Raw genomic sequence first — 17,817 nt, 5'->3', positions numbered from 1 at the left:
ATCCATGCCCCCGCGCCGATCGCAAAACCCGGCGCATTACACGGATACTCCATCCGCCCCGACCACTCCGCCGACCGGCTCAGATCAAGCAGCGTCAGCGCCTGATCGAGAAGATGCAAGCCTGGCTGCGCCGTGCCGGACTGCCGGCCTAGCCGACGAGGGGAAGTATATCCTGCGCGAGACGCGCGAGGTGATCTCGAGGTCGAAACCTGAGGAGAATGAACCAGAAATTTGAAATCGCATGACCAGTCCAGTGTAGGGTGAGATGATAGCATATCCTTTGGGTTGCAATGAAGCACAGTAATCCGATCTTCGTGTGGTCCTGTCTCGTAGTATAGCCGACATGCGGCTGGTGCTTTGCGATTGGGGGCCTAGTGGAATTGGCGGGGTTCAATATAGGCGGTGTATTGCGCTCGCCCATATGGACAGACAGTTCCCCCCGGTTTGATGAGTTTCAGCCCCGTTTGTGCATTGAGAGGCGGTAGCTATAGGCATCGATCTGCGCTATCGCCACCATGTCACCGGCGCGGGTGTGGTTGCGCGCGAAGAACCCCCTGATCCAGCCGCGCTTGCGAAAGAACTTCTTCTTGCCGTCGAGGTCCGTCATGACGATATCACCTGCGCCCCAGTGAACAGCAAGCTCACGCTGTGCAGCTTCTCCGCGATTTGTCCCCCCAATTACATCGGCCGGAAACTTATCAAAGACGCTGCTGAGGTAGATGTGCTTGTGGTCGATGTTCCCCTGCGTGATTTCCACCGTGCCGATGATGCGCGATGCCGGATTGTGATCGCTGGGCTTTGAGGGAGTTTCCGCCACTGCGGGCTTATCGCACACGACGGCAATGTCATCGAAGCTTTCGATCAGATCGAAATCATCAGCGTCCGCCTCCGGAATCGGCGCTGCATGTACGATGCTGCGCGAGGCCGCGTGCTCAGCGCCCTCGGCGCGCAAGACCACTTCGGCGGCGGCACGCGCATCTTCACCTGCATCGTGGTGATCGAATGTCAGTCCGAGATGCTGTTTGAGGCTTGCGAGGCCATGGCCCCCATTGCCCCGCAATTCAGGCCAGGCGGCGCGGGCAACCTGAACGCTATCGCGCCAGTGCCACTGTGGCTCTGGCAGGCCGCAGTTTCCACAGGCCGCAGCTATCGCGCTGCGATCAAAGCCCGAATGCTGATAGATCGTCGCGTCCTTCAATGCCTCCTGCAGGATTGGCAGCACGTCGGCAAATGTCGGGGCACCCTGAACTGTTCGTGCGCTGATCCCGTGCAGATATGTAAAGACCCAATGGTCGACCTGAGGGTCGACATAGGTCATCCATGTGGCGATGGAACTGTCAGGGCGAACGCAGGCAACGCCGATCTGACAGATGCTGCCGCGGTCATTGTTCGCGGTCTCGACATCGAGTGCGAAGAAGCGGAACGGACCTTTCGGGAACGGCGGCACATTGGTTTGCTGGACGGGCGCTGGCTTGGGCCTTGACTTTGTTTGCATGGTTGGACCGGACAGCGCCGCCAGAAAGCGCAGACGCTGCCGTTCGATGGCCGCCAGTTGTGGCGCACCCCAGCCAAGGCGATGAAGGGTTGCTGCGACAAGATCGACCGGTTCGTCATAGGACTTCATTTTCCGCCGGTTCCACGCGATGGCGTGTTCGGGCGCGAGGGAAAGTACCTCAGCCTCCAGCCTCGCGATATCTGCCGTGTCGGGCAGGGAAAGCCAAACCGCGCGGCAGTGATCGACGACGAACTCGTTGCGCAACTTCTTGGCGATATCACCATCGGCCCTGGTCAGCGCGTCCTTGCGATCACGCCACATCCGACCGGTGTTGTACATCTGCGAGAAGTAGTGGCTCATTCCCTCGGATCCAGTGCGATGCCGCTGGTGGATCCGTTCGTAGAAGGTCTGATCGGTTGAACTGGTGGAACCGATATACCGCAAATCACCATGGTGATCGACGAGTCCGTAAAGGCCGCGTGCATCGCGCGGTGCCTGAACAGTAGGGCGGGGCGCCGCTTCGAGCAGGGCAGAAAGCAGGTCTTCGGCAGAATAACGCATCATCATGCTCCTGATCACATCGACATCAACTGGCGGCGCTCGATGCGCTTCCAGTCGCGGCCTGAAACAATACCCCAGTTGCCAGCCTCATTCGGACGACGCCAGCGGGGCGTGGCCATCTTCTGCAAGGCAGACAAAGCCTCCTCAAACGTGTCATAGGGAACATCTTCTTCCTTCGATCCGACCCTGAACTTGCCGTTGCGCGCAAGACCGGGATGGAAATGGCTACCGTCGGCAGCAACCGGGACAAAGACCACCTCGTCCGAAAAATCCGGGCTTGGTGCCTCGGGCGCTTCATCATCGGGCTGCTGCCAGATCGAGGCAAAGAACTCCTTGCGGCCCTTCAGCCATGCGGCTGCGCTGATGGCTGTCACGCGCTGGCCGATCTTTTCAAGACCGCCTTCGCCGCTGGACAGGATGTTCCGGACCCGACCTTCTGTGACGCCGCCGAAGAGCGCGAGCGACTGCAAATCGACATCGCCTTCCTCAGTGTCAAGCGCGTGGCGCGCAAGCGCGAGGTTGATGATCCGTGCAATCACACCCTGAGTTTCGGGCTGTGCGACCTGCCGGAACTGATCCAGCTGCTGTGCCACTGCATCAACCCACGCCTTGCGCGCGTCGAACGGAATGTCGGCCGGCGTGACACCGTAGAGGCCGTAGATGCCTGCATTGTCGATCAGCCGCGTACCGGTCCAGTGCGGCGTCAGAACCGGATCATAGGTTTCGAAGGCTTCCTGCCATGTCTCGCCTTCAACATCAGGGCCATGCAGCATTGCAAAAAGATGTGGCGCAACCTGTTCGGCACCAAGGATCATTTCGATCACACGGAAACGGGAGGCAAGAAGCTCGAGAAGTTCGTGTCCATAGTCCCAGGCCGTGGTGTAGTCGCTGTTGGCGGACTGCGCATAGCCAATCAGTTCACGCTGGAACCAGGCCTCACGGCGGTCTGCGGCGGTCATGGTGTCGGGGGAAAGCGGGGGCATGTTCATGATATTCTCCTTTAAGCGTGCAGGTGGCGGATCGCCGCGCGCGATGGTCAGAGGGTGTGGAACCCGCGATGAGGAACCCTCTTTCGAAATGGAGGGCGTAGTGATGGCCGCGCGGCTTGATGTCGAGCAGGGCAACACCTTCGGCGCTGCAGATCTGGCGATACTCTCTGATGGTTTTTCGCATATGGCAAAATCCGTTATTTATGATTTGTTGATTATTTGTAATGCTTGATCCATGTGATGTCAAGTAAAGTAAATCACAAATAACGTAATTTGCCACTATGGCATAACCGCGCCATTGGTACCGCCTGCTTGACGCTTGTGCGACAATCAGTTTGCCTTCGTTCGTGGTCGCTGTCCCGAGGTGAGATTTTTACGATCTCGGAGAAATGTGCGTCCGAGCTCACCTGCCCCATTTTTCGGGCCCGCTCGTAAATCGAGTTTGTTCCTCATTTGTGTGCGATTATTCGGCGGCGTGAGCAATGGGCGCGGGCGCGAAGCCCTCCAGCTTTAAGAAGGGTGAGATCGCCGATATTTGCACGCGCCATCTCGATGTGGAAGGGGAGATGACGACGCGGGAGTTGGCCGAGCGTGTCATGGTCGAACGCGATCTGGACATCTCTGGCAAGCCCCGTCAAACTGGCTGGCACATTGGTTCAAAAAGATCGCGAACAGGCGTCAAAACAGCCTGACCAAGACAGATAGCCTACAGGCTTACAGGGGGTGTGCGGCCTGTGTGCTCCAATTCCCATTCAGCCGACCACTGGCCCGAATGACGCTGCAAAACCAGATAATTGCGTTCGGCCACATAACGCTGCACCTGCCCCGGCAGGGGTGAAATGGTGATCGGATGGTCAGGCAGCGGGGCTTCGCCCAGCCCGGCAAGAACGCCCAGGGCGCGCGCGTAGCCGTGCGGTGGCGCGTCATGCGCGATACCAGAGGCGATCAACTGGACCAAATCGCGCCCCCTTCCTTTCATGCGCGCTTGTGTCGCCAAGTGAATTTCACCCGAAAGCACTGTCATCCCCGCGTGCTCTAGCACATCAAGGCACAATGACAGCATGCGTTGCCATTCTGCGCGATGGGCGCGGCTTTGCCATTGGTCGCGCAGGTCATCTTCATATTTCTGCATAGAGGGGATCAACATCATGATCCGTTCGACAATTGACAGGCGCGGCCCCAATAACGGCACGCTGGAAAGCAGAAACACATGTTTTGCCACGGGGTCCGTGCGCAGCACATCCATCATTGCCCAGCCCCGCGCCCCCATAACCTGCCGTCGCCCCCGTTCCGAACGCAGGTCAGGGGCGATGATCTGGAAATCAGGGAACCGGTGATGCCAACCAAGGGCTTCGCCCGACGGGTCCGAAAACAGCTTTGGGATGTCGCCCTCGGTTGCGCCATGTTGGAACACCAAGAACATTTCGCGCGCGACAGCGAACATCGTCTGACCAATGGCAGACCGCGTGCGCGAGCGTTCCAGCGACCCCCAACCATCGCAAATATCATGGTCATCCCACATCGCCAATGACGGGATCTGACAACAGATTTCGGCAAAAGCCCTTGAGGCGAACAGCCGTGTGTAGCGTGCGATAAATGCGCGGCGCAGGGTGCGTTCGAGATCGCGCATTTCCGCAGCAGTCACTTCAGACGGAAGGTCATCGGGCCACCCCTTGGTCAATGGATGTGACTTCACATCCTCATCGGCGTAAATCTGGTCGCCGCCATGCAACAAAAGCGCGAAGGGGTGCTGCATGTGTTCGTCATGCAGCCGCCGCCACATGGCGTTGCGCCGGGACTCTGGCCGGTCGAAATCACCATGTTCCTGCCCGTTGCAGGATGCAAAGGCCATGCGCAGGTCCCCGTCGAACTGTGTCTGGACATCAAATTTTTGACCGTTGAACACATAATGTGCAGGTGAAGCCGCGCAGCGCAGCGCGAAATCAATGCGCCCAACCACATACCCGTCCAGGCGGAGCAGTTCACTATAGGCCCCTTCGCCCGTGTCACAGTCCAGAACAGGGCGCGGGCTGGCCGCGTGATACCCGAACACAGCCGCAAGATGCAAATACCCCGTGCGTATCTTGCGAAACAACAAGATTGGGCCAAAGGGCCGGGGCTGGGCGGCCTTGTCCTGACGGGATTCGGTCATCTGATCACCATCCACAACGTTACCGGCAGGATGGCCGCAAGGCACGCCCCAAGAAGGATGAAAACGCCATCGCGCGCCAACAGACCCGCAGCAAATAGCGTGATGGCCGCGCCAACGCTTGTGCCGCTGGCGGGGATCACCTCCATCAGGGGGGCACATAGCGCGGCTGTGAAAACCAACGCTTTCAACATCATGGCCACCGGGCGCTCATGCGCCCAGGCAAGGCGCGCGTGCAGGCGGTGTTCCAGCCAGGTTGCGGGTTTCTCCAGCCATTGCAGCGCCTGAAGTATTCGCGCCACTGGCAAAAGCCGGTTCAACAACACCCCCGGCAGCCAGACATGCCGCCTGCCCAGAAGCACCTGTGCCAGAATTGAAGCAATGGTCAGCCCAAATAGCGTCGTTGCCCCCGGAACAGCGCTAAGCGGCGAAACCATCAGCAGGGAAAAAACCAGCACAATAACGATGAAGGAATTTTGCTCCAGCGCGATCAGAATATGGCGCAGGGCGATTTTGTCGCCTTCCGGGCGCTGTATGACAGCTTCCCGCAAATGACGCAGCACACCTGTAATGCTGCTGGCCCCGCTGTCATGCGCGGTTTTGCGCAAGGCATCCGGCTGGGCGCGATGATCAACTGTCATGACCCCCTCGGGTTCAGCGCGGGGAGCGGGCCAAAAGCCCCTCACAGGTGTTCATCCCTGCACCTGTGCCTTGACAGCGGCTTCCAGATGGTCGGCAAGCGCGGCGTCCAGACCAAGCGCGGTTTGCAGACGGGTCAGAAACTGGCGTTCCTGTGGCGTGTCAGGGTCCATGGCCAACAGGGCAGCTGCATACAGTTCTGCCGCAACTTCGGGTGAGTTGGCATACGCGGTCACGCGGTTAATATCCTGCGGGGCCGCCAACTCATCCATCACAAAAGCCTTGGCCTGCGCATCCAGCGACAGGGCCTCAAGCTGCTGGAAAATACGCGCATGTTCTGCGGCGTCTATGTGTCCGTCGGCTTTTGCGCCCTGGATCATTGCCACAAGAACTCCGCGTGCCAACATATCCTGACCATTCGGGGCCTGTTCGGGGGCAAAGCCACTTTCGGCAGGTGGCAGTTGCAGCGACGTGTCGGGCGCTCCGCGAGACCGCTGCCACGCCGTATAGCCAATCGCCGCAACAGCCGCGAGTCCGCCCAGTTTCAACGCGGTTCCCGCAGATTTGCCCGCGAATTTGCGCGCGCGCTTGTTGCCGGCCAACATGCCCAGAACCCCGCCCGCAAGCGCGCCTGTCAGCAATTGCCCCGTCCCACCGGATGACGCGGCCTGAACATTTTTCAATGCGCCACCTGCGCGCGGGTATGACGACAAGCCCCCCATAACCTGATCAAGCAATTGGCGCGCATCAAACATCTTTTTCCCCAGATTTCCAAAATATTCCCGATATAAATGGTAGGGTGTTATGGGCCATTCAAGGCGCGGGGCCTGCCTTCACGAATATGTCATGGGCTGTGCTATACGGGGCGCCGGACAGTCACGCCCGCGCCCATGCGTCCAGAACAATCAAGCGTGATAGCGGGCGAGTGCCGCTGTGGTTGTGGCCTTCGGGGCGCGCGATCAAACGCCCAGAACCGCATGCACCGCGCGCTTCCAGCGCGCGATGCGCATGCTCCGCGCGGGCGCGTCCATTGCGGCGGTAAACTGGCGCTCCATGGCCCAGCCCTTGGCGAATTCCGCCATTCCCGGCCAGACGCCCGCGCGCATGCCCGCCAGCCATGCCGCGCCCAGTGCGGTTGTTTCCAGCACTTGCGGCCGGTCAACAGGGGCGCCGATGATGTCGGACAGAAACTGCATGGCATAATCATTCGCGGCCATCCCCCCATCCACGCGCAAGCTTGGCTGTGCGCCGTCGCGCGCCCAATCAGCCTGCATCGCTTCCAGCAAATCACGCGTCTGGTAGCCCACCGATTCCAGCGCCGCGCGGGCAAATTCCGCAGGCCCGGAATTGCGCGTCAGGCCAAAAATCGCGCCGCGGGCGTCTGGCTTCCAATAAGGCGCGCCAAGGCCCACGAAGGCCGGCACAAGGATCAGGTCTTGGGACGGGTCAGCCGTTTCGGCCAGTCCTTGGGTTTCAGGCGCCGCGCGGATGATCTTGATCCCGTCGCGCAACCATTGCACCACGGCACCTGCAATGAAGATCGAGCCTTCCAGCGCATAGGTGGGTGTGCCGTCAAGCTGATAGGCAATGGTGGTCAGCAGCTTGTTGGTCGACGCAACAGGTGTTTCGCCCGTGTTCAGCACGGCAAAGCAGCCTGTTCCGTAGGTGGATTTCAGCATCCCCGGCGCGAAGCAGGCTTGCCCGATCGTCGCCGCCTGCTGGTCCCCCGCCACACCGAGAATGGGGATTTCATGCCCGAACAGGTCCGCGCGCGTATGCCCGAAATCGGCCGCGCAATCGCGCACTTCGGGCAGCATTTCACGCGGAATGTCGAACAGGTCGCAAATGGTTTGGCTCCAGCGGCCCTTGTGTATGTCGTAAAGCATGGTGCGCGCGGCATTGGTCGCATCGGTGGCATGCACCTTGCCGCCGGTCAGGTTCCAGATCAGCCAGCTATCAACGGTGCCGAAAGCCAGTTCGCCACGCTTCGCGCGGTCGCGCGCACCCTCAACCGTGTCGAGGATATATTTCAGCTTGGTCGCAGAGAAATACGGGTCCGCCAGCAGCCCGGTGCGTGCGGTGATCATCGGCTCGTGCCCGCCTTCGCGCAGTTGCGCGCAGAAATCAGCAGTGCGGCGGTCTTGCCAGACAATCGCGCGGTGAATGGGCGCGCCAGTCTTGCGGTCCCAGACCAGCGTGGTTTCGCGCTGGTTGGTGATGCCGATGGCGGCGATGTCACGCGCGTGCAACCCGGCCTTCTCAATCGCGGCCCGCGCCGTCGCGGCAGTCGATGCCCAAAGGTCAGAGGGGTCATGTTCCACCCAGCCCGATTGCGGGTAATGCTGCGGGAATTCTTCTTGCGCGATGGCAGTAATCCGCATGCCCGCGTCAAAAACGATTCCCCGGCTTGATGTCGTGCCTTGGTCCAATGCGAGAATATGACCCATCAATGCATCCTCCCCTTCGGTGGTGAACACCGCCTTCACCGTCTGTTGTTATTCCTAGAAAAAAGGCGAAGCAATCCAAGGACCGCTTCGCCCCAAGTCAGCCGGGGCCGTATCATCATACAGCCCCGACAGGGAGGGTCTTATTCCGTCCAGCGGCGGATCAGCTCATCATAGGCGACGGTCATGGGCATGCCCTTCTCGTCGTCCAGCTTCGGCCAAGGCGCACCGGGCTGCTCGAGCCAGTAGGCCTCGTCGCGCGGCTCGTTCAGCGCCGGGCCGAATTCACCCTGCACGCCTGCACGTTCGAGACGCGCCATAACGGCTTCCTGCTGGTCGCAAAGGGCATTCATGGCTTCCTGTGCAGTCCGGGCACCCGAAGAAGCATCCCCGATATTCTGCCACCACAGCTGCGCCAGACGCGGATAATCCGGCACGTTGAAGCCTGTATCCGTCCACTTCTCACGCTCCGGCGAGCGGTAGAATTCGACCAGACCACCAAGCGCAGGTGCCCGCTCGGTGAAGCTGTCATGGTTGATCGTGGATTCGCGGATGAAGGTCAGACCGTAATGCGACTTGGCCACATCAACGGTTTTCGACGCGATGAACTGGGCATAAAGCCATGCGGCCTGCGCGCGGTCCACCGGTGTCGATTCCAAAATGGTGGCAGAGCCTACATCCTGATAGCCAACCTTCATGCCCTCTTGCCAGTAAGTGCCGTGCGGGCTTGGAGCCATGCGCCATTTCGGCGTGCCGTCCTCGTTCATCACCGGCAGGTCAGGGGCAACCATGTCAGCGGTAAACGCGGTATACCAGAAGATCTGCTGCGCAATGTTGCCCTGCGCCGGGATCGGGCCGGATTCAGAGAAGTTCATGCCGTTGGCTTCGGGCGGCGCGTAGTTTTGCAACCAATCGACATATTTCTCGATGGAATATACGGCCGCCGGGCTGTTCGTCGCCCCGCCACGCGCCACGCAAGAGCCAACCGTCTGGAAGTTCTCATTGACGCGCAGGCCCCATTCATCGACGGGCACACCATTGGGAAGGCCAAGATCAGACGCACCTGCCATCGACAGCCACGCATCCGTGAAGCGCCAGCCAAGCGACGGGTCGCGGCGACCGTAATCCATGTGACCATAAACGGTCTGACCGTCGATCTCGCGCCCTGTGAAGAAGGCCGCGATGTCCTCATAGGCCGACCAATTCACCGGAACGCCCAGCGGGTATCCGTATTCGGCCTCGAATTCGGCCTGAATTTCGGGATCGTTGAACCAGTCATAGCGGAACCAGTAGAGGTTGGCGAATTGCTGCACGGGCAGTTGGTAGAGCTTGCCATCTGGCCCGGTGGCAGAGGCCAGCCCGATGAAATCATCCAGATCAAGGTTCGGGTTGGTCACCGATGCGCCATCGCCTGCCATCCAGTCAGTCAGGTTGCGCGCCTGCTGGTAGCGCCAGTGCGTGCCGATCAGGTCTGCGTCATTGATATACATGTCAAAGACGTTCTCGCCGGTTTGCATCTGGGTTTGCAGACGTTCCACGACGTCGCCTTCGCCGATCAGCGTATGTGTCAGGTTGATGCCGGTCATCGCGCTGAAGGCAGGGGCCAGCACATTGGCTTCCCATTCATGCGTGGTGATGGTTTCCGACACGACATTGATGGTCATGCCTGCAAATGGCTGGGCAGCCTCGATGAACCATTGCAGTTCGGCTTCCTGCTCTTCGCGTGTCAGGGCCGACAACTCGCCGATATGTTCATCCAGAAACGCGATGGCGGCGTCCATATCAGCAAATGCCGGACTTCCCATCACTGTAAGCGCCATTGCCAGCGCGGTTGATGTTTTCAGTAGACGGTTCATAGTGTATCCTCCCATGGATTGAACCTTTTGGTTTCGTCCTCGCGTGTTCGGGCCGGTTTGAGGTGACATTTCTACTGCCCCGGACACGCGCCTATTTACGCAGTTACACCCAGCGAAACACCGCCACAGCATAGATTGCGCAAATTCCAAGTGCCCACCACTGCGGCAGGCCGCTTAGGGCCAGCCAACCTGCGTTGATGAAGGCTGACCCAAGTAGCGTGATGAAAAGCCGGTCCCCGCGGGTGGTTTCGATTGTCAATATTCCGCGGCGCGGGGTTTCGGGGTATTTGATCGCCAGAAAGGTGAAGATCAGCAACAAGCAGGCAATCACAATGAAGAAGATTGCGGTCGGCTGCGTCCATGCCATCCAGTTCAGGTTCATGGTCTTTCCCCCTTAGACGCGGCCCAGGGCGAAGCCCTTGGCGATGTAGTTGCGAACAAAGTAGATCACCAGCGCACCGGGCACGATGGTCAGCACACCAGCGGCCGCCAGAACGCCCCAGTCAATGCCCGACGCCCCCACGGTGCGCGTCATGATCGAGGTGATGGGCTGTGCACTCACCGCCGTCAGCGTGCGCGACAGCAGCAGTTCCACCCATGAGAACATGAAGCAGAAGAACGCGGCAACCCCGATGCCCGATGCAATCAGCGGCATGAAGATCTTGACGAAAAAGCGCGGGAAGGAATAGCCGTCGATATAGGCTGTCTCGTCAATTTCCTTGGGCACGCCGCGCATGAAGCCTTCAAGAATCCAGACCGCCAGAGGCACATTGAACAGGGTATGCGCCAGCGCCACGGCGATATGGGTGTCAAACAACCCGACCGAGGAATACAGCTGGAAGAACGGCAGCGCAAAGACAGCAGGCGGGGCCATACGGTTGGTCAGCAGCCAGAAGAACAGATGTTTGTCACCCAAAAAACGGTAGCGCGAAAACGCATAGGCGGCAGGCAGCGCGACCGCAAGCGACAGGACCGTGTTCATCACCACATAGGTGATTGAGTTGATATAGCCGATATACCAGCTGCGATCGGTCAAAATGGTGCGGTAATTGTCCAGTGTGGGGCTTTCCGGCCAAAGGGTGAAGGCACCCATGATCTCGCGGTTGGTTTGCACGCTCATCTTGAACAGCCAGTAAATCGGGATCAGCATGAAAGCGAGGTAAAGCACCATCACCACATGGCGGGTCTGCACCTTCGGCAGCGCAAGCTTGCGCGCGGGGGCGGTATATGTGTCAGTTGTCACAGCCATTCTACCGGCCCTCCGCTTTATCAAGGTTGGTCATCACAGTGTAGAACACCCAGGACACCAGCAGGATCACAAGGAAATACATGATCGAGAACGCAGCCGCCGGGCCAAGGTCAAACTGTCCCAGTGCCATTTTCACCAGATCGATCGAAAGGAAACTTGTCGCTGTGCCGGGGCCACCGCCCGTGACGACGAAGGGTTCGGTATAAATCATGAAACTGTCCATGAAGCGCAGCAAAATGGCAATCAGCAACACGCCCTGCATCTTGGGCAGTTCGATATACCGGAACACTTTCCAGCGGCTGGCCTGATCAATCTTCGCGGCCTGATAATAGGCCTGTGGTATGGATTGCAGACCGGCATAGGCAAGCAGTGCCACCAGCGAGGTCCAGTGCCAGACATCCATTGTCACAACAATGATCCATGCATGCAGCGCGTTGCGGGAATAGTTGAAATTGATGTTCAGCGCATCCAGCACATACCCCAGCAGCCCAATATCGGACCGGCCCAGAATTTGCCAGATTGTCCCGACCACGTTCCATGGAACCAGCAGCGGAAGCGCCATCAGCACCAGACAGACCGACGCCCAGAAACCCTTTTTCGGCATACACAGCGCGATGGCAATGCCAAGCGGAACCTGAATGGCCAGAATGATACCCGAAAATAGCAACTGCCGCCCAAAGGCCGAATGCACCTGCTTAGATGTCAGGACTTCCTGAAACCAGCCCAGCCCCTCCCAGAAGAACACGTTATTGCCAAACGTATCCTGAACCGAGTAGTTGACGACGGTCATCAGCGGTATCACCGCCGAGAAGGCCACCAGAACCAGCACTGGCAACACCAGAAACCACGCCTTGTTGTTTTGAACCTTGTCCATCAGACGGCCTCTTTGTCAGGGGTGGCAACAGCATGAAGGGGTTTCACGCGCCAATCATCAGCATAGACGCCAATCCGTTCGGGCGCGAATTTCAGGCGGTTGGCATCTGCGGGAATGGGCATACCCTCGGGCAGGATCGCATTGATGGGCTTGCCTGCGAATTCGGCGCGCAAAATTTGGTGACGGCCAACATCTTCTATGCGCTTGATCGTCACCGGCAGGCCCTGATCACAGCTGCTTAACGTGACGAATTCCGGGCGAATGCCAATCTGCACCCGGCCCGTCAGCGCCTTGTAGCTGCCGCCCAAGGGCACGGTATGGCCCGCGCAATGCGCCACATTCCCCGACACGTCTGCCTCAATCAGGTTCATCCCCGGCGAGCCGATGAAATAGCCCACGAAGGTATGTTCAGGTGTGTCGAACAATTCTTCCGGTGTGCCAAGCTGGACCACACGCCCGTCATGCATGACCACCACCTTATCGGCAAATGTCAGCGCTTCCGTCTGGTCATGGGTCACATAGATCATCGTGTGCCCGAATTCATTGTGCAGTGCCTTCAACTGCGTGCGCAATTCCCATTTCATATGCGGGTCAATCACGGTCAGCGGTTCATCGAACAAAATGGCGTTCACATCCTCGCGCACCATGCCGCGCCCCAGGCTGATCTTCTGTTTCGCATCTGCTGTCAGCCCGCGCGCCTTGCGCTTCAGGCTGTCTTGCATGCCGATCATGGATGCGATTTTTTGGACGCGCGCAGCAATATAGGCCGGGTCCATGCCGCGATTGCGCAGCGGAAAGGCCAGATTGTCACCCACAGTCATGGTGTCATAGACAACCGGGAACTGGAACACCTGCGCAATGTTGCGCGCCACAGTGTCCTGGCGCGTCACGTCGCGGTCACCAAAGAGGATACGCCCGCGCGACGGCACCAGCAGCCCCGAAATGATGTTCAGCAGCGTGGACTTGCCGCAACCAGATGCGCCCAGCAGCGCATAGGCTTCGCCATCTGCCCAGACATGGTCAAGTTGCTTTAGCGCGTAATCCTCCTCGCCCTTCGGATCGGGCAAATAGGAATGCGCAAGATTATCCAGTGTTATCTGTGCCATCTCCCCCCCTCAGGCTGCTTGCGCAAATGTTGCGGGTGCCAGAAGCTGCCCGTTTTGCGCAAAAACATAGACATGCGCGGCATCCAGCCAAACCTGGATTGGTGCGCCGAATTCCAGATGGTGCACGCCATGCATCAACCCCACCCAGGAATCGCCCGCGTGATCCAGATGCACGAATGTCTCGGACCCGGTGATTTCGGTGACTTTCAGGGTGCATTTGAAATGCAACCCATCATTGCCCTGCGCGCGAAGGTGCAAATGATCTGGCCGGAACCCGGCAGTATAGGTGCCATCTGGCAACGCCGCCAGCGCGCCGGGGGCCGGGGCGGTCTGCCCCTCGCCAAACGCGATCTGGTTGCCGGTTTTCACCACGGCGGTAAAGTTCATTGGCGGGTCTGAAAAAACACGCGCTGTTATGGCGTCTTTCGGGCTGCGATACACCTGTGGGGTAGGGCCAAACTGGGTAATGCGGCCTTCCCACATCGTGGCCACTTTCCCCCCCAGCAAAAGCGCTTCTTCCGGTTCCGTCGTGGCATAGACAAAAATCGCGCCCGACTCCTCGAAGATGCGCGGAATCTCGGCGCGCAGTTCTTCGCGCAGCTTGTAATCCAGATTGGCCAGCGGTTCATCCAGCAGCACCAGCCCCGCATCCTTGACCAAGGCGCGCGCCAGTGCACAGCGCTGTTGTTGCCCGCCTGACAGTTCCAGCGGCTTGCGGTCCAGCATCGGGGTAAGTTGCATCAACTCCGCCGCCTCACGCACCTTGCGATCCAGCTCCGCCTGTGACACCCCCATCAGCTTCATCGGGGATGCGATATTGTCATAAACTGTCATCGACGGGTAATTGATGAACTGTTGATAGACCATCGCCACCTTGCGGTCCTGAACGCGCATTCCCGTGACGTCCTGCCCTTCCCAAATGACGCGCCCGGTCGCAGGCACATCAAGCCCTGCCATGATCCGCATCAATGTTGTCTTGCCCGACAATGTGGGGCCAAGCAGCACATTCATCGTGCCGCGCTCCAGCGTCAGATCGGTCGGGTAGATATGCGTCTGCCCCTCCACAACCTTCGTGACGCCTTCCAATACAAGCGACATTATTTATTCCTCCCTCTTGCGCGGGTTATTCTGCGGCGCGCAATACCTGTTCCACATTCCGGGCCATCCATGCGTCCAGCATTGCGACTTGACCGGTGGTCAGCCGCAACCCCAGCTTGCTGCGCCGCCAAAGCACATCTTCGGGCGTGCGGGCATATTCCCGGCTCATCAGCCATTTCACTTCAGCCTCGGTCAGGGTGGCGCCAAAATCCTGCCCCAGATCAGCAGCGGCGTTTGCCTGGCCCAGAATTTCCCGCGCCTCGGTGCCATAGGCGCGCATCAGCCGCCACGCCCAGAAATCAGTCAGGAACGGGTAGTCACGCTTCAGCCCTGCCACCAGTGCCGGGCCGCCATCATGGGCGAAATCGCCCCCCGGAAGTGCCACGCCCGCGGTCCATTCCCCCTTTGCCAGTGGCAGCACAGAGCCGATTTTTTCCAGTGCGGATTCCGCCAACCGCCGATAGGTGGTGATTTTGCCACCAAAGATATTCAGCACCGGCGCACCTGCGCTGCGGTCGATCTTCAGTGTGTAGTCGCGTGTCGCCGCCGTCGCTGAACTTGCCCCGTCATTATATAGTGGCCGCACCCCGGAATAGGACCAGACCACATCCTGCGATGTGACAGGGCGCTTGAAATACTGGCTGGCGAAGGCGCACAGATAGTCGCGCTCCTCCTCTGTGCAGACAGGGGCGCGCGACGGATCGTCATGATCCGCGTCCGTGGTGCCGATCAGGGTAAAATCCTGTTCATAGGGGATGGCGAAGATAATCCGCCCGTCTGTGCCCTGAAAGAAATAACATTTGTCATGATCATACAGCTTGCGGGTCACAATATGACTACCGCGCACCAGCCGCACATTCTCGCGGCTGTTCAGGCGCAACTTGCCATGAATCACATCCCCGACCCACGGGCCGGCGGCATTTACCAGCATTTTCGCGCGCATCGTTTTCGTTTCGTGTTCGGTTTTCACCGTGACCCGCCAGATGCCATTTTCGGCGCTGGCCGATACAACCTCGGTCCGGGTGTGGATATGGGCGCCGCGCGCCGCAGCGTCGCGCGCATTCAGCACGACAAGGCGCGAATCCTCCACCCAGCAATCGGAATATTCATAGGCTTTTGCAAAGCGGTCCTGCAGGGGTGCCCCCTCGGCGGTGCCGGTCAATATGCGTGTGGCTGTGCCCGGCAGAATTTTCCGCCCGCCCAGATTATCATACAGAAACAGGCCCAGCCGAATAAGCCAGGCCGGGCGCCGCCCGCGCATCCACGGCATGAAGAACGACAGCAGCTTAGATGTGGGCGTGTCGCTCTCAAAGCGCATATCCTTATGATATGGAAGCACAAAACGCATGGGCCAGGAGATATGCGGCATGGCGCGCAGCAGCGTTTCACGTTCAATCAATGCTTCGCGGACCAAGCGCAGTTCGAAATATTCAAGGTAGCGAAGACCGCCATGAAACAGCTTGGTCGAAGCCGATGAGGTGGCGCCCGCCAGATCGCCTTTTTCGAACAGCGCGACCGACAACCCACGCCCGACCGCATCGCGGGCAATCCCACAGCCATTGATGCCGCCACCAATGATCAGCAGATCAACGACGGGTTCGGCATCAGTGTCGATTTTTCTGGATTGCGACATACGCCCTCCCAAGCGCAAGTTTTATGTGTTTGCAAAGGTATGATGACGCACACTATTTCTGCAAGTTTTTTTCGATATTTATCCAAATATGTTCGTTATTTATTATTCGAAAAATTCAAAGCGCTTTGTTTCTATTATGTTCCATCACTTTTTTTCGCACACTCTGAAATTGCACTTGAAACGCAAATTCTAACAGATGAAGCTTGAGGGCAGTAAACGCATAAACCGCGAATCAACGCATAGTGTCGGAGCGATAGCATGGCTCAGGTCGAGCGCCTTCAGGACATCCAGATCATCGCGCGGCGCGATGGGCGTGTAAGCGTGGAAGGGCTGGCAAAGCACTTTGATGTGACGCTGCAAACGATCCGGCGCGATTTGTCCGAACTGGCAGAGCAGGGCAAGCTGCAGCGTGTGCATGGCGGGGCGATCCTGCCCTCGACCGTGGCCAATATCGGCTATACGGATCGGCGCGACCTGAATGAAGACGGCAAGGCCGCGATTGCGCGCACGGTCGCGCGTGACATTCCCAACGGGTGCTCGTTGTTTCTGAACATCGGCACCACGACCGAAGCTGTCGCGCGCGCACTTTCGGGGCATCGTGATATCATGGTGCTGACGAACAACCTGAATGTGGCCAATATCCTTGTCGACAACCCGCATTGCGAAATCATTGTCGTTGGTGGATTATTGCGTCGCGCAGATGGCGGGCTGGTGGGCAGCGTCACGACACAGGCCATCCAGCAATTCAAGTTTGATCTGGCCGTGATCAGTTGTTCCGCACTTGATGAGGATGGCGACATGCTGGATTTCGACATTCAGGAAGTCGGCGTCAGTCAAGCTATCTTGGCGCAATCGCGCCGCAGCGTTCTGGTTGCGGATCATTCCAAATTCAAACGCCGCGCCCCTGCACGGATTGGCTCGCTTGCGCAGATGAACAGCTTTTACACAGATGCGCCTGTTCCAATCGCGTTGACCAATGCGTGCAAGGGATGGGGAACCTCGGTCATCGTTGCCGATTCAGAAAACGCGCTTTAGGGTCTGCGCAACCCACTCGAAACCGCGACAGGTCTGCGCAAGATGCATGCGTCGGGCGACGTTGCGGCGCCCTCGGCATCTGCCCTGCCAAGAGCAGGCCAGTTTTGCAAATCCTTGAATTCGGGCGGATTGGGCGGGTCAAGCGGCCCCTGTCTGAGGGATGTGCGCGCAAAAGTCGTTCAGTTGGCCCGTGACGAATGCCAGAATTTCGCCATCTGTGAATGCGCCATCTATCAGGCGTTTGGGCGCGTGCGGGATGACGATTTCCTGCCCTGCAAAAACATGGGCCAGCATGCCGTTCAGAATATACTTCAAATGCGCCTGCGCGCGAACGCCGCCCAATGCCCCCGCCGAAACCGTGATGACCAGACAGGGCTTGCCCTTGAATACGGACGCATAGGCCGGACGGGACGCCCAATCTATGGCGTTCTTCAACACACCGGGGATGGAATAATTGTATTCAGGGGTCACAAACACCAGCCCGCTGGCCGCATCAATCTGGCCAATCAGGCGCTTGGTCGCTGCGCCCCCGTCCGTATCTGGGTTGTAATGCGGGATGTCGCCAATATTTGCGATGTCATGCGTGGTGCCCGCCGGCAGGTTCTGTAGCACAGCCTTCAGAACCGCCTTCGAGGATGAGGCCGCGCGCAAGCTGCCAGCAATACCAAGGATATGTGTCATTTTCTCTC

At 58.8% G+C, this 17,817-nt stretch carries 17 protein-coding genes; 3 read left to right on the top strand and 14 right to left on the bottom strand.

What is annotated here, in order from left to right; all coding sequences use genetic code 11:
* Positions 1-454 precede the first annotated feature (454 nt).
* Both ACTZWY_RS17195 and ACTZWY_RS17190 read right to left on the bottom strand, forming a co-directional pair.
* Entirely contained in the window at positions 455-2,056 is a 1,602-nt protein-coding gene (locus tag ACTZWY_RS17195; RefSeq protein ID WP_444791939.1) for a 3'-5' exonuclease, read from the bottom strand.
* Positions 2,057-2,070: 14 nt separating this feature from the next.
* Positions 2,071-3,045: a hypothetical protein gene (locus tag ACTZWY_RS17190; RefSeq protein ID WP_444791938.1), complete on the bottom strand. Its 975-nt coding sequence runs from the start codon at positions 3,043-3,045 to the stop codon at positions 2,071-2,073.
* Here ACTZWY_RS17190 and ACTZWY_RS17185 point away from each other — a divergent pair.
* Together ACTZWY_RS17185 and ACTZWY_RS17180 are read left to right on the top strand one after the other, a co-directional pair.
* Entirely contained in the window at positions 3,038-3,277 is a 240-nt protein-coding gene (locus ACTZWY_RS17185) for a hypothetical protein (RefSeq protein ID WP_444791937.1), read from the top strand. The two genes, ACTZWY_RS17190 and ACTZWY_RS17185, sit on opposite strands and share 8 nt — an antisense overlap.
* Before the next feature lie 250 nt (positions 3,278-3,527).
* A complete protein-coding gene (locus ACTZWY_RS17180; protein ID WP_444791936.1) occupies positions 3,528-3,737 on the top strand; it encodes a hypothetical protein in 210 nt (69 codons plus the stop codon).
* A 14-nt stretch (positions 3,738-3,751) separates the two neighbouring features.
* Here ACTZWY_RS17180 and ACTZWY_RS17175 read toward each other — a convergent pair whose 3' ends face one another.
* From ACTZWY_RS17175 to glpD, 11 genes are all read right to left on the bottom strand, one after another.
* On the bottom strand, positions 3,752-5,197 hold the full coding sequence (locus tag ACTZWY_RS17175; protein WP_444791935.1) for an alkaline phosphatase D family protein: 1,446 nt from the start codon (positions 5,195-5,197) through the stop codon (positions 3,752-3,754).
* A complete protein-coding gene (locus ACTZWY_RS17170; protein ID WP_444791934.1) occupies positions 5,194-5,835 on the bottom strand; it encodes an exopolysaccharide biosynthesis protein in 642 nt (213 codons plus the stop codon). The genes ACTZWY_RS17175 and ACTZWY_RS17170 overlap by 4 nt, the downstream gene beginning before the upstream one ends.
* Before the next feature lie 51 nt (positions 5,836-5,886).
* Positions 5,887-6,588, bottom strand: coding sequence for a tellurite resistance TerB family protein (locus ACTZWY_RS17165; RefSeq protein ID WP_444791933.1), 702 nt, complete (start codon positions 6,586-6,588; stop codon positions 5,887-5,889).
* A 204-nt stretch (positions 6,589-6,792) separates the two neighbouring features.
* Complete coding sequence (gene glpK, locus ACTZWY_RS17160; RefSeq protein WP_444791932.1) at positions 6,793-8,280, bottom strand: glycerol kinase GlpK; 1,488 nt, start codon at positions 8,278-8,280, stop codon at positions 6,793-6,795.
* Between the two features lie 140 nt (positions 8,281-8,420).
* Positions 8,421-10,133, bottom strand: coding sequence for an ABC transporter substrate-binding protein (locus ACTZWY_RS17155; RefSeq protein ID WP_444791931.1), 1,713 nt, complete (start codon positions 10,131-10,133; stop codon positions 8,421-8,423).
* Positions 10,134-10,236: 103 nt separating this feature from the next.
* On the bottom strand, positions 10,237-10,509 hold the full coding sequence (locus ACTZWY_RS17150) for a DUF2160 domain-containing protein (RefSeq protein WP_444791940.1): 273 nt from the start codon (positions 10,507-10,509) through the stop codon (positions 10,237-10,239).
* 18 nt (positions 10,510-10,527) lie between these two features.
* On the bottom strand, positions 10,528-11,382 hold the full coding sequence (locus ACTZWY_RS17145; RefSeq protein ID WP_444791930.1) for a carbohydrate ABC transporter permease: 855 nt from the start codon (positions 11,380-11,382) through the stop codon (positions 10,528-10,530).
* 1 nt (position 11,383) lies between these two features.
* Positions 11,384-12,256 (bottom strand): carbohydrate ABC transporter permease, encoded by an 873-nt coding sequence (locus ACTZWY_RS17140; RefSeq protein WP_444791929.1) that lies wholly within the window; start codon positions 12,254-12,256, stop codon positions 11,384-11,386.
* Positions 12,256-13,362, bottom strand: coding sequence for an ABC transporter ATP-binding protein (locus tag ACTZWY_RS17135; protein ID WP_444791928.1), 1,107 nt, complete (start codon positions 13,360-13,362; stop codon positions 12,256-12,258). Before ACTZWY_RS17135 ends, ACTZWY_RS17140 begins: the two co-directional genes overlap by 1 nt.
* A gap of 9 nt (positions 13,363-13,371) precedes the next feature.
* Positions 13,372-14,460 (bottom strand): ABC transporter ATP-binding protein, encoded by a 1,089-nt coding sequence (locus ACTZWY_RS17130; RefSeq protein WP_444791927.1) that lies wholly within the window; start codon positions 14,458-14,460, stop codon positions 13,372-13,374.
* Between the two features lie 25 nt (positions 14,461-14,485).
* A complete protein-coding gene (glpD, locus tag ACTZWY_RS17125; protein ID WP_444791926.1) occupies positions 14,486-16,093 on the bottom strand; it encodes a glycerol-3-phosphate dehydrogenase in 1,608 nt (535 codons plus the stop codon).
* A gap of 258 nt (positions 16,094-16,351) precedes the next feature.
* Between glpD and ACTZWY_RS17120 the strand changes: the two genes are divergently transcribed.
* Positions 16,352-17,128 (top strand): DeoR/GlpR family DNA-binding transcription regulator, encoded by a 777-nt coding sequence (locus tag ACTZWY_RS17120; protein ID WP_444791925.1) that lies wholly within the window; start codon positions 16,352-16,354, stop codon positions 17,126-17,128.
* Positions 17,129-17,266: 138 nt separating this feature from the next.
* Here ACTZWY_RS17120 and ACTZWY_RS17115 read toward each other — a convergent pair whose 3' ends face one another.
* Entirely contained in the window at positions 17,267-17,809 is a 543-nt protein-coding gene (locus tag ACTZWY_RS17115; RefSeq protein ID WP_444791924.1) for an NADPH-dependent FMN reductase, read from the bottom strand.
* Positions 17,810-17,817: the final 8 nt, after the last annotated feature.

The organism is Roseinatronobacter sp. NSM (assembly GCF_052379845.1).
In the GTDB taxonomy this organism is placed as follows: domain Bacteria; phylum Pseudomonadota; class Alphaproteobacteria; order Rhodobacterales; family Rhodobacteraceae; genus Roseinatronobacter.
Note: the sequence above shows the minus strand (reverse complement) of the source record. Positions and strands in the feature narration are given on the sequence as shown.

Coding starts and splice junctions, on each gene's coding strand:
- ACTZWY_RS17195 (WP_444791939.1), bottom strand. CDS start 2,056: ATGCGTTATTCTGCCGAAGACCTGCTTTCTGCCCTGCTCGAAGCGGCG.
- glpK (WP_444791932.1), bottom strand. CDS start 8,280: ATGGGTCATATTCTCGCATTGGACCAAGGCACGACATCAAGCCGGGGA.
- ACTZWY_RS17135 (WP_444791928.1), bottom strand. CDS start 13,362: ATGGCACAGATAACACTGGATAATCTTGCGCATTCCTATTTGCCCGAT.
- ACTZWY_RS17120 (WP_444791925.1), top strand. CDS start 16,352: ATGGCTCAGGTCGAGCGCCTTCAGGACATCCAGATCATCGCGCGGCGC.
- ACTZWY_RS17180 (WP_444791936.1), top strand. CDS start 3,528: ATGGGCGCGGGCGCGAAGCCCTCCAGCTTTAAGAAGGGTGAGATCGCC.
- ACTZWY_RS17115 (WP_444791924.1), bottom strand. CDS start 17,809: ATGACACATATCCTTGGTATTGCTGGCAGCTTGCGCGCGGCCTCATCC.
- ACTZWY_RS17190 (WP_444791938.1), bottom strand. CDS start 3,045: ATGAACATGCCCCCGCTTTCCCCCGACACCATGACCGCCGCAGACCGC.
- ACTZWY_RS17175 (WP_444791935.1), bottom strand. CDS start 5,197: ATGACCGAATCCCGTCAGGACAAGGCCGCCCAGCCCCGGCCCTTTGGC.
- ACTZWY_RS17140 (WP_444791929.1), bottom strand. CDS start 12,256: ATGGACAAGGTTCAAAACAACAAGGCGTGGTTTCTGGTGTTGCCAGTG.
- ACTZWY_RS17165 (WP_444791933.1), bottom strand. CDS start 6,588: ATGTTTGATGCGCGCCAATTGCTTGATCAGGTTATGGGGGGCTTGTCG.
- ACTZWY_RS17185 (WP_444791937.1), top strand. CDS start 3,038: ATGTTCATGATATTCTCCTTTAAGCGTGCAGGTGGCGGATCGCCGCGC.
- ACTZWY_RS17155 (WP_444791931.1), bottom strand. CDS start 10,133: ATGAACCGTCTACTGAAAACATCAACCGCGCTGGCAATGGCGCTTACA.
- glpD (WP_444791926.1), bottom strand. CDS start 16,093: ATGTCGCAATCCAGAAAAATCGACACTGATGCCGAACCCGTCGTTGAT.
- ACTZWY_RS17145 (WP_444791930.1), bottom strand. CDS start 11,382: ATGGCTGTGACAACTGACACATATACCGCCCCCGCGCGCAAGCTTGCG.
- ACTZWY_RS17130 (WP_444791927.1), bottom strand. CDS start 14,460: ATGTCGCTTGTATTGGAAGGCGTCACGAAGGTTGTGGAGGGGCAGACG.
- ACTZWY_RS17170 (WP_444791934.1), bottom strand. CDS start 5,835: ATGACAGTTGATCATCGCGCCCAGCCGGATGCCTTGCGCAAAACCGCG.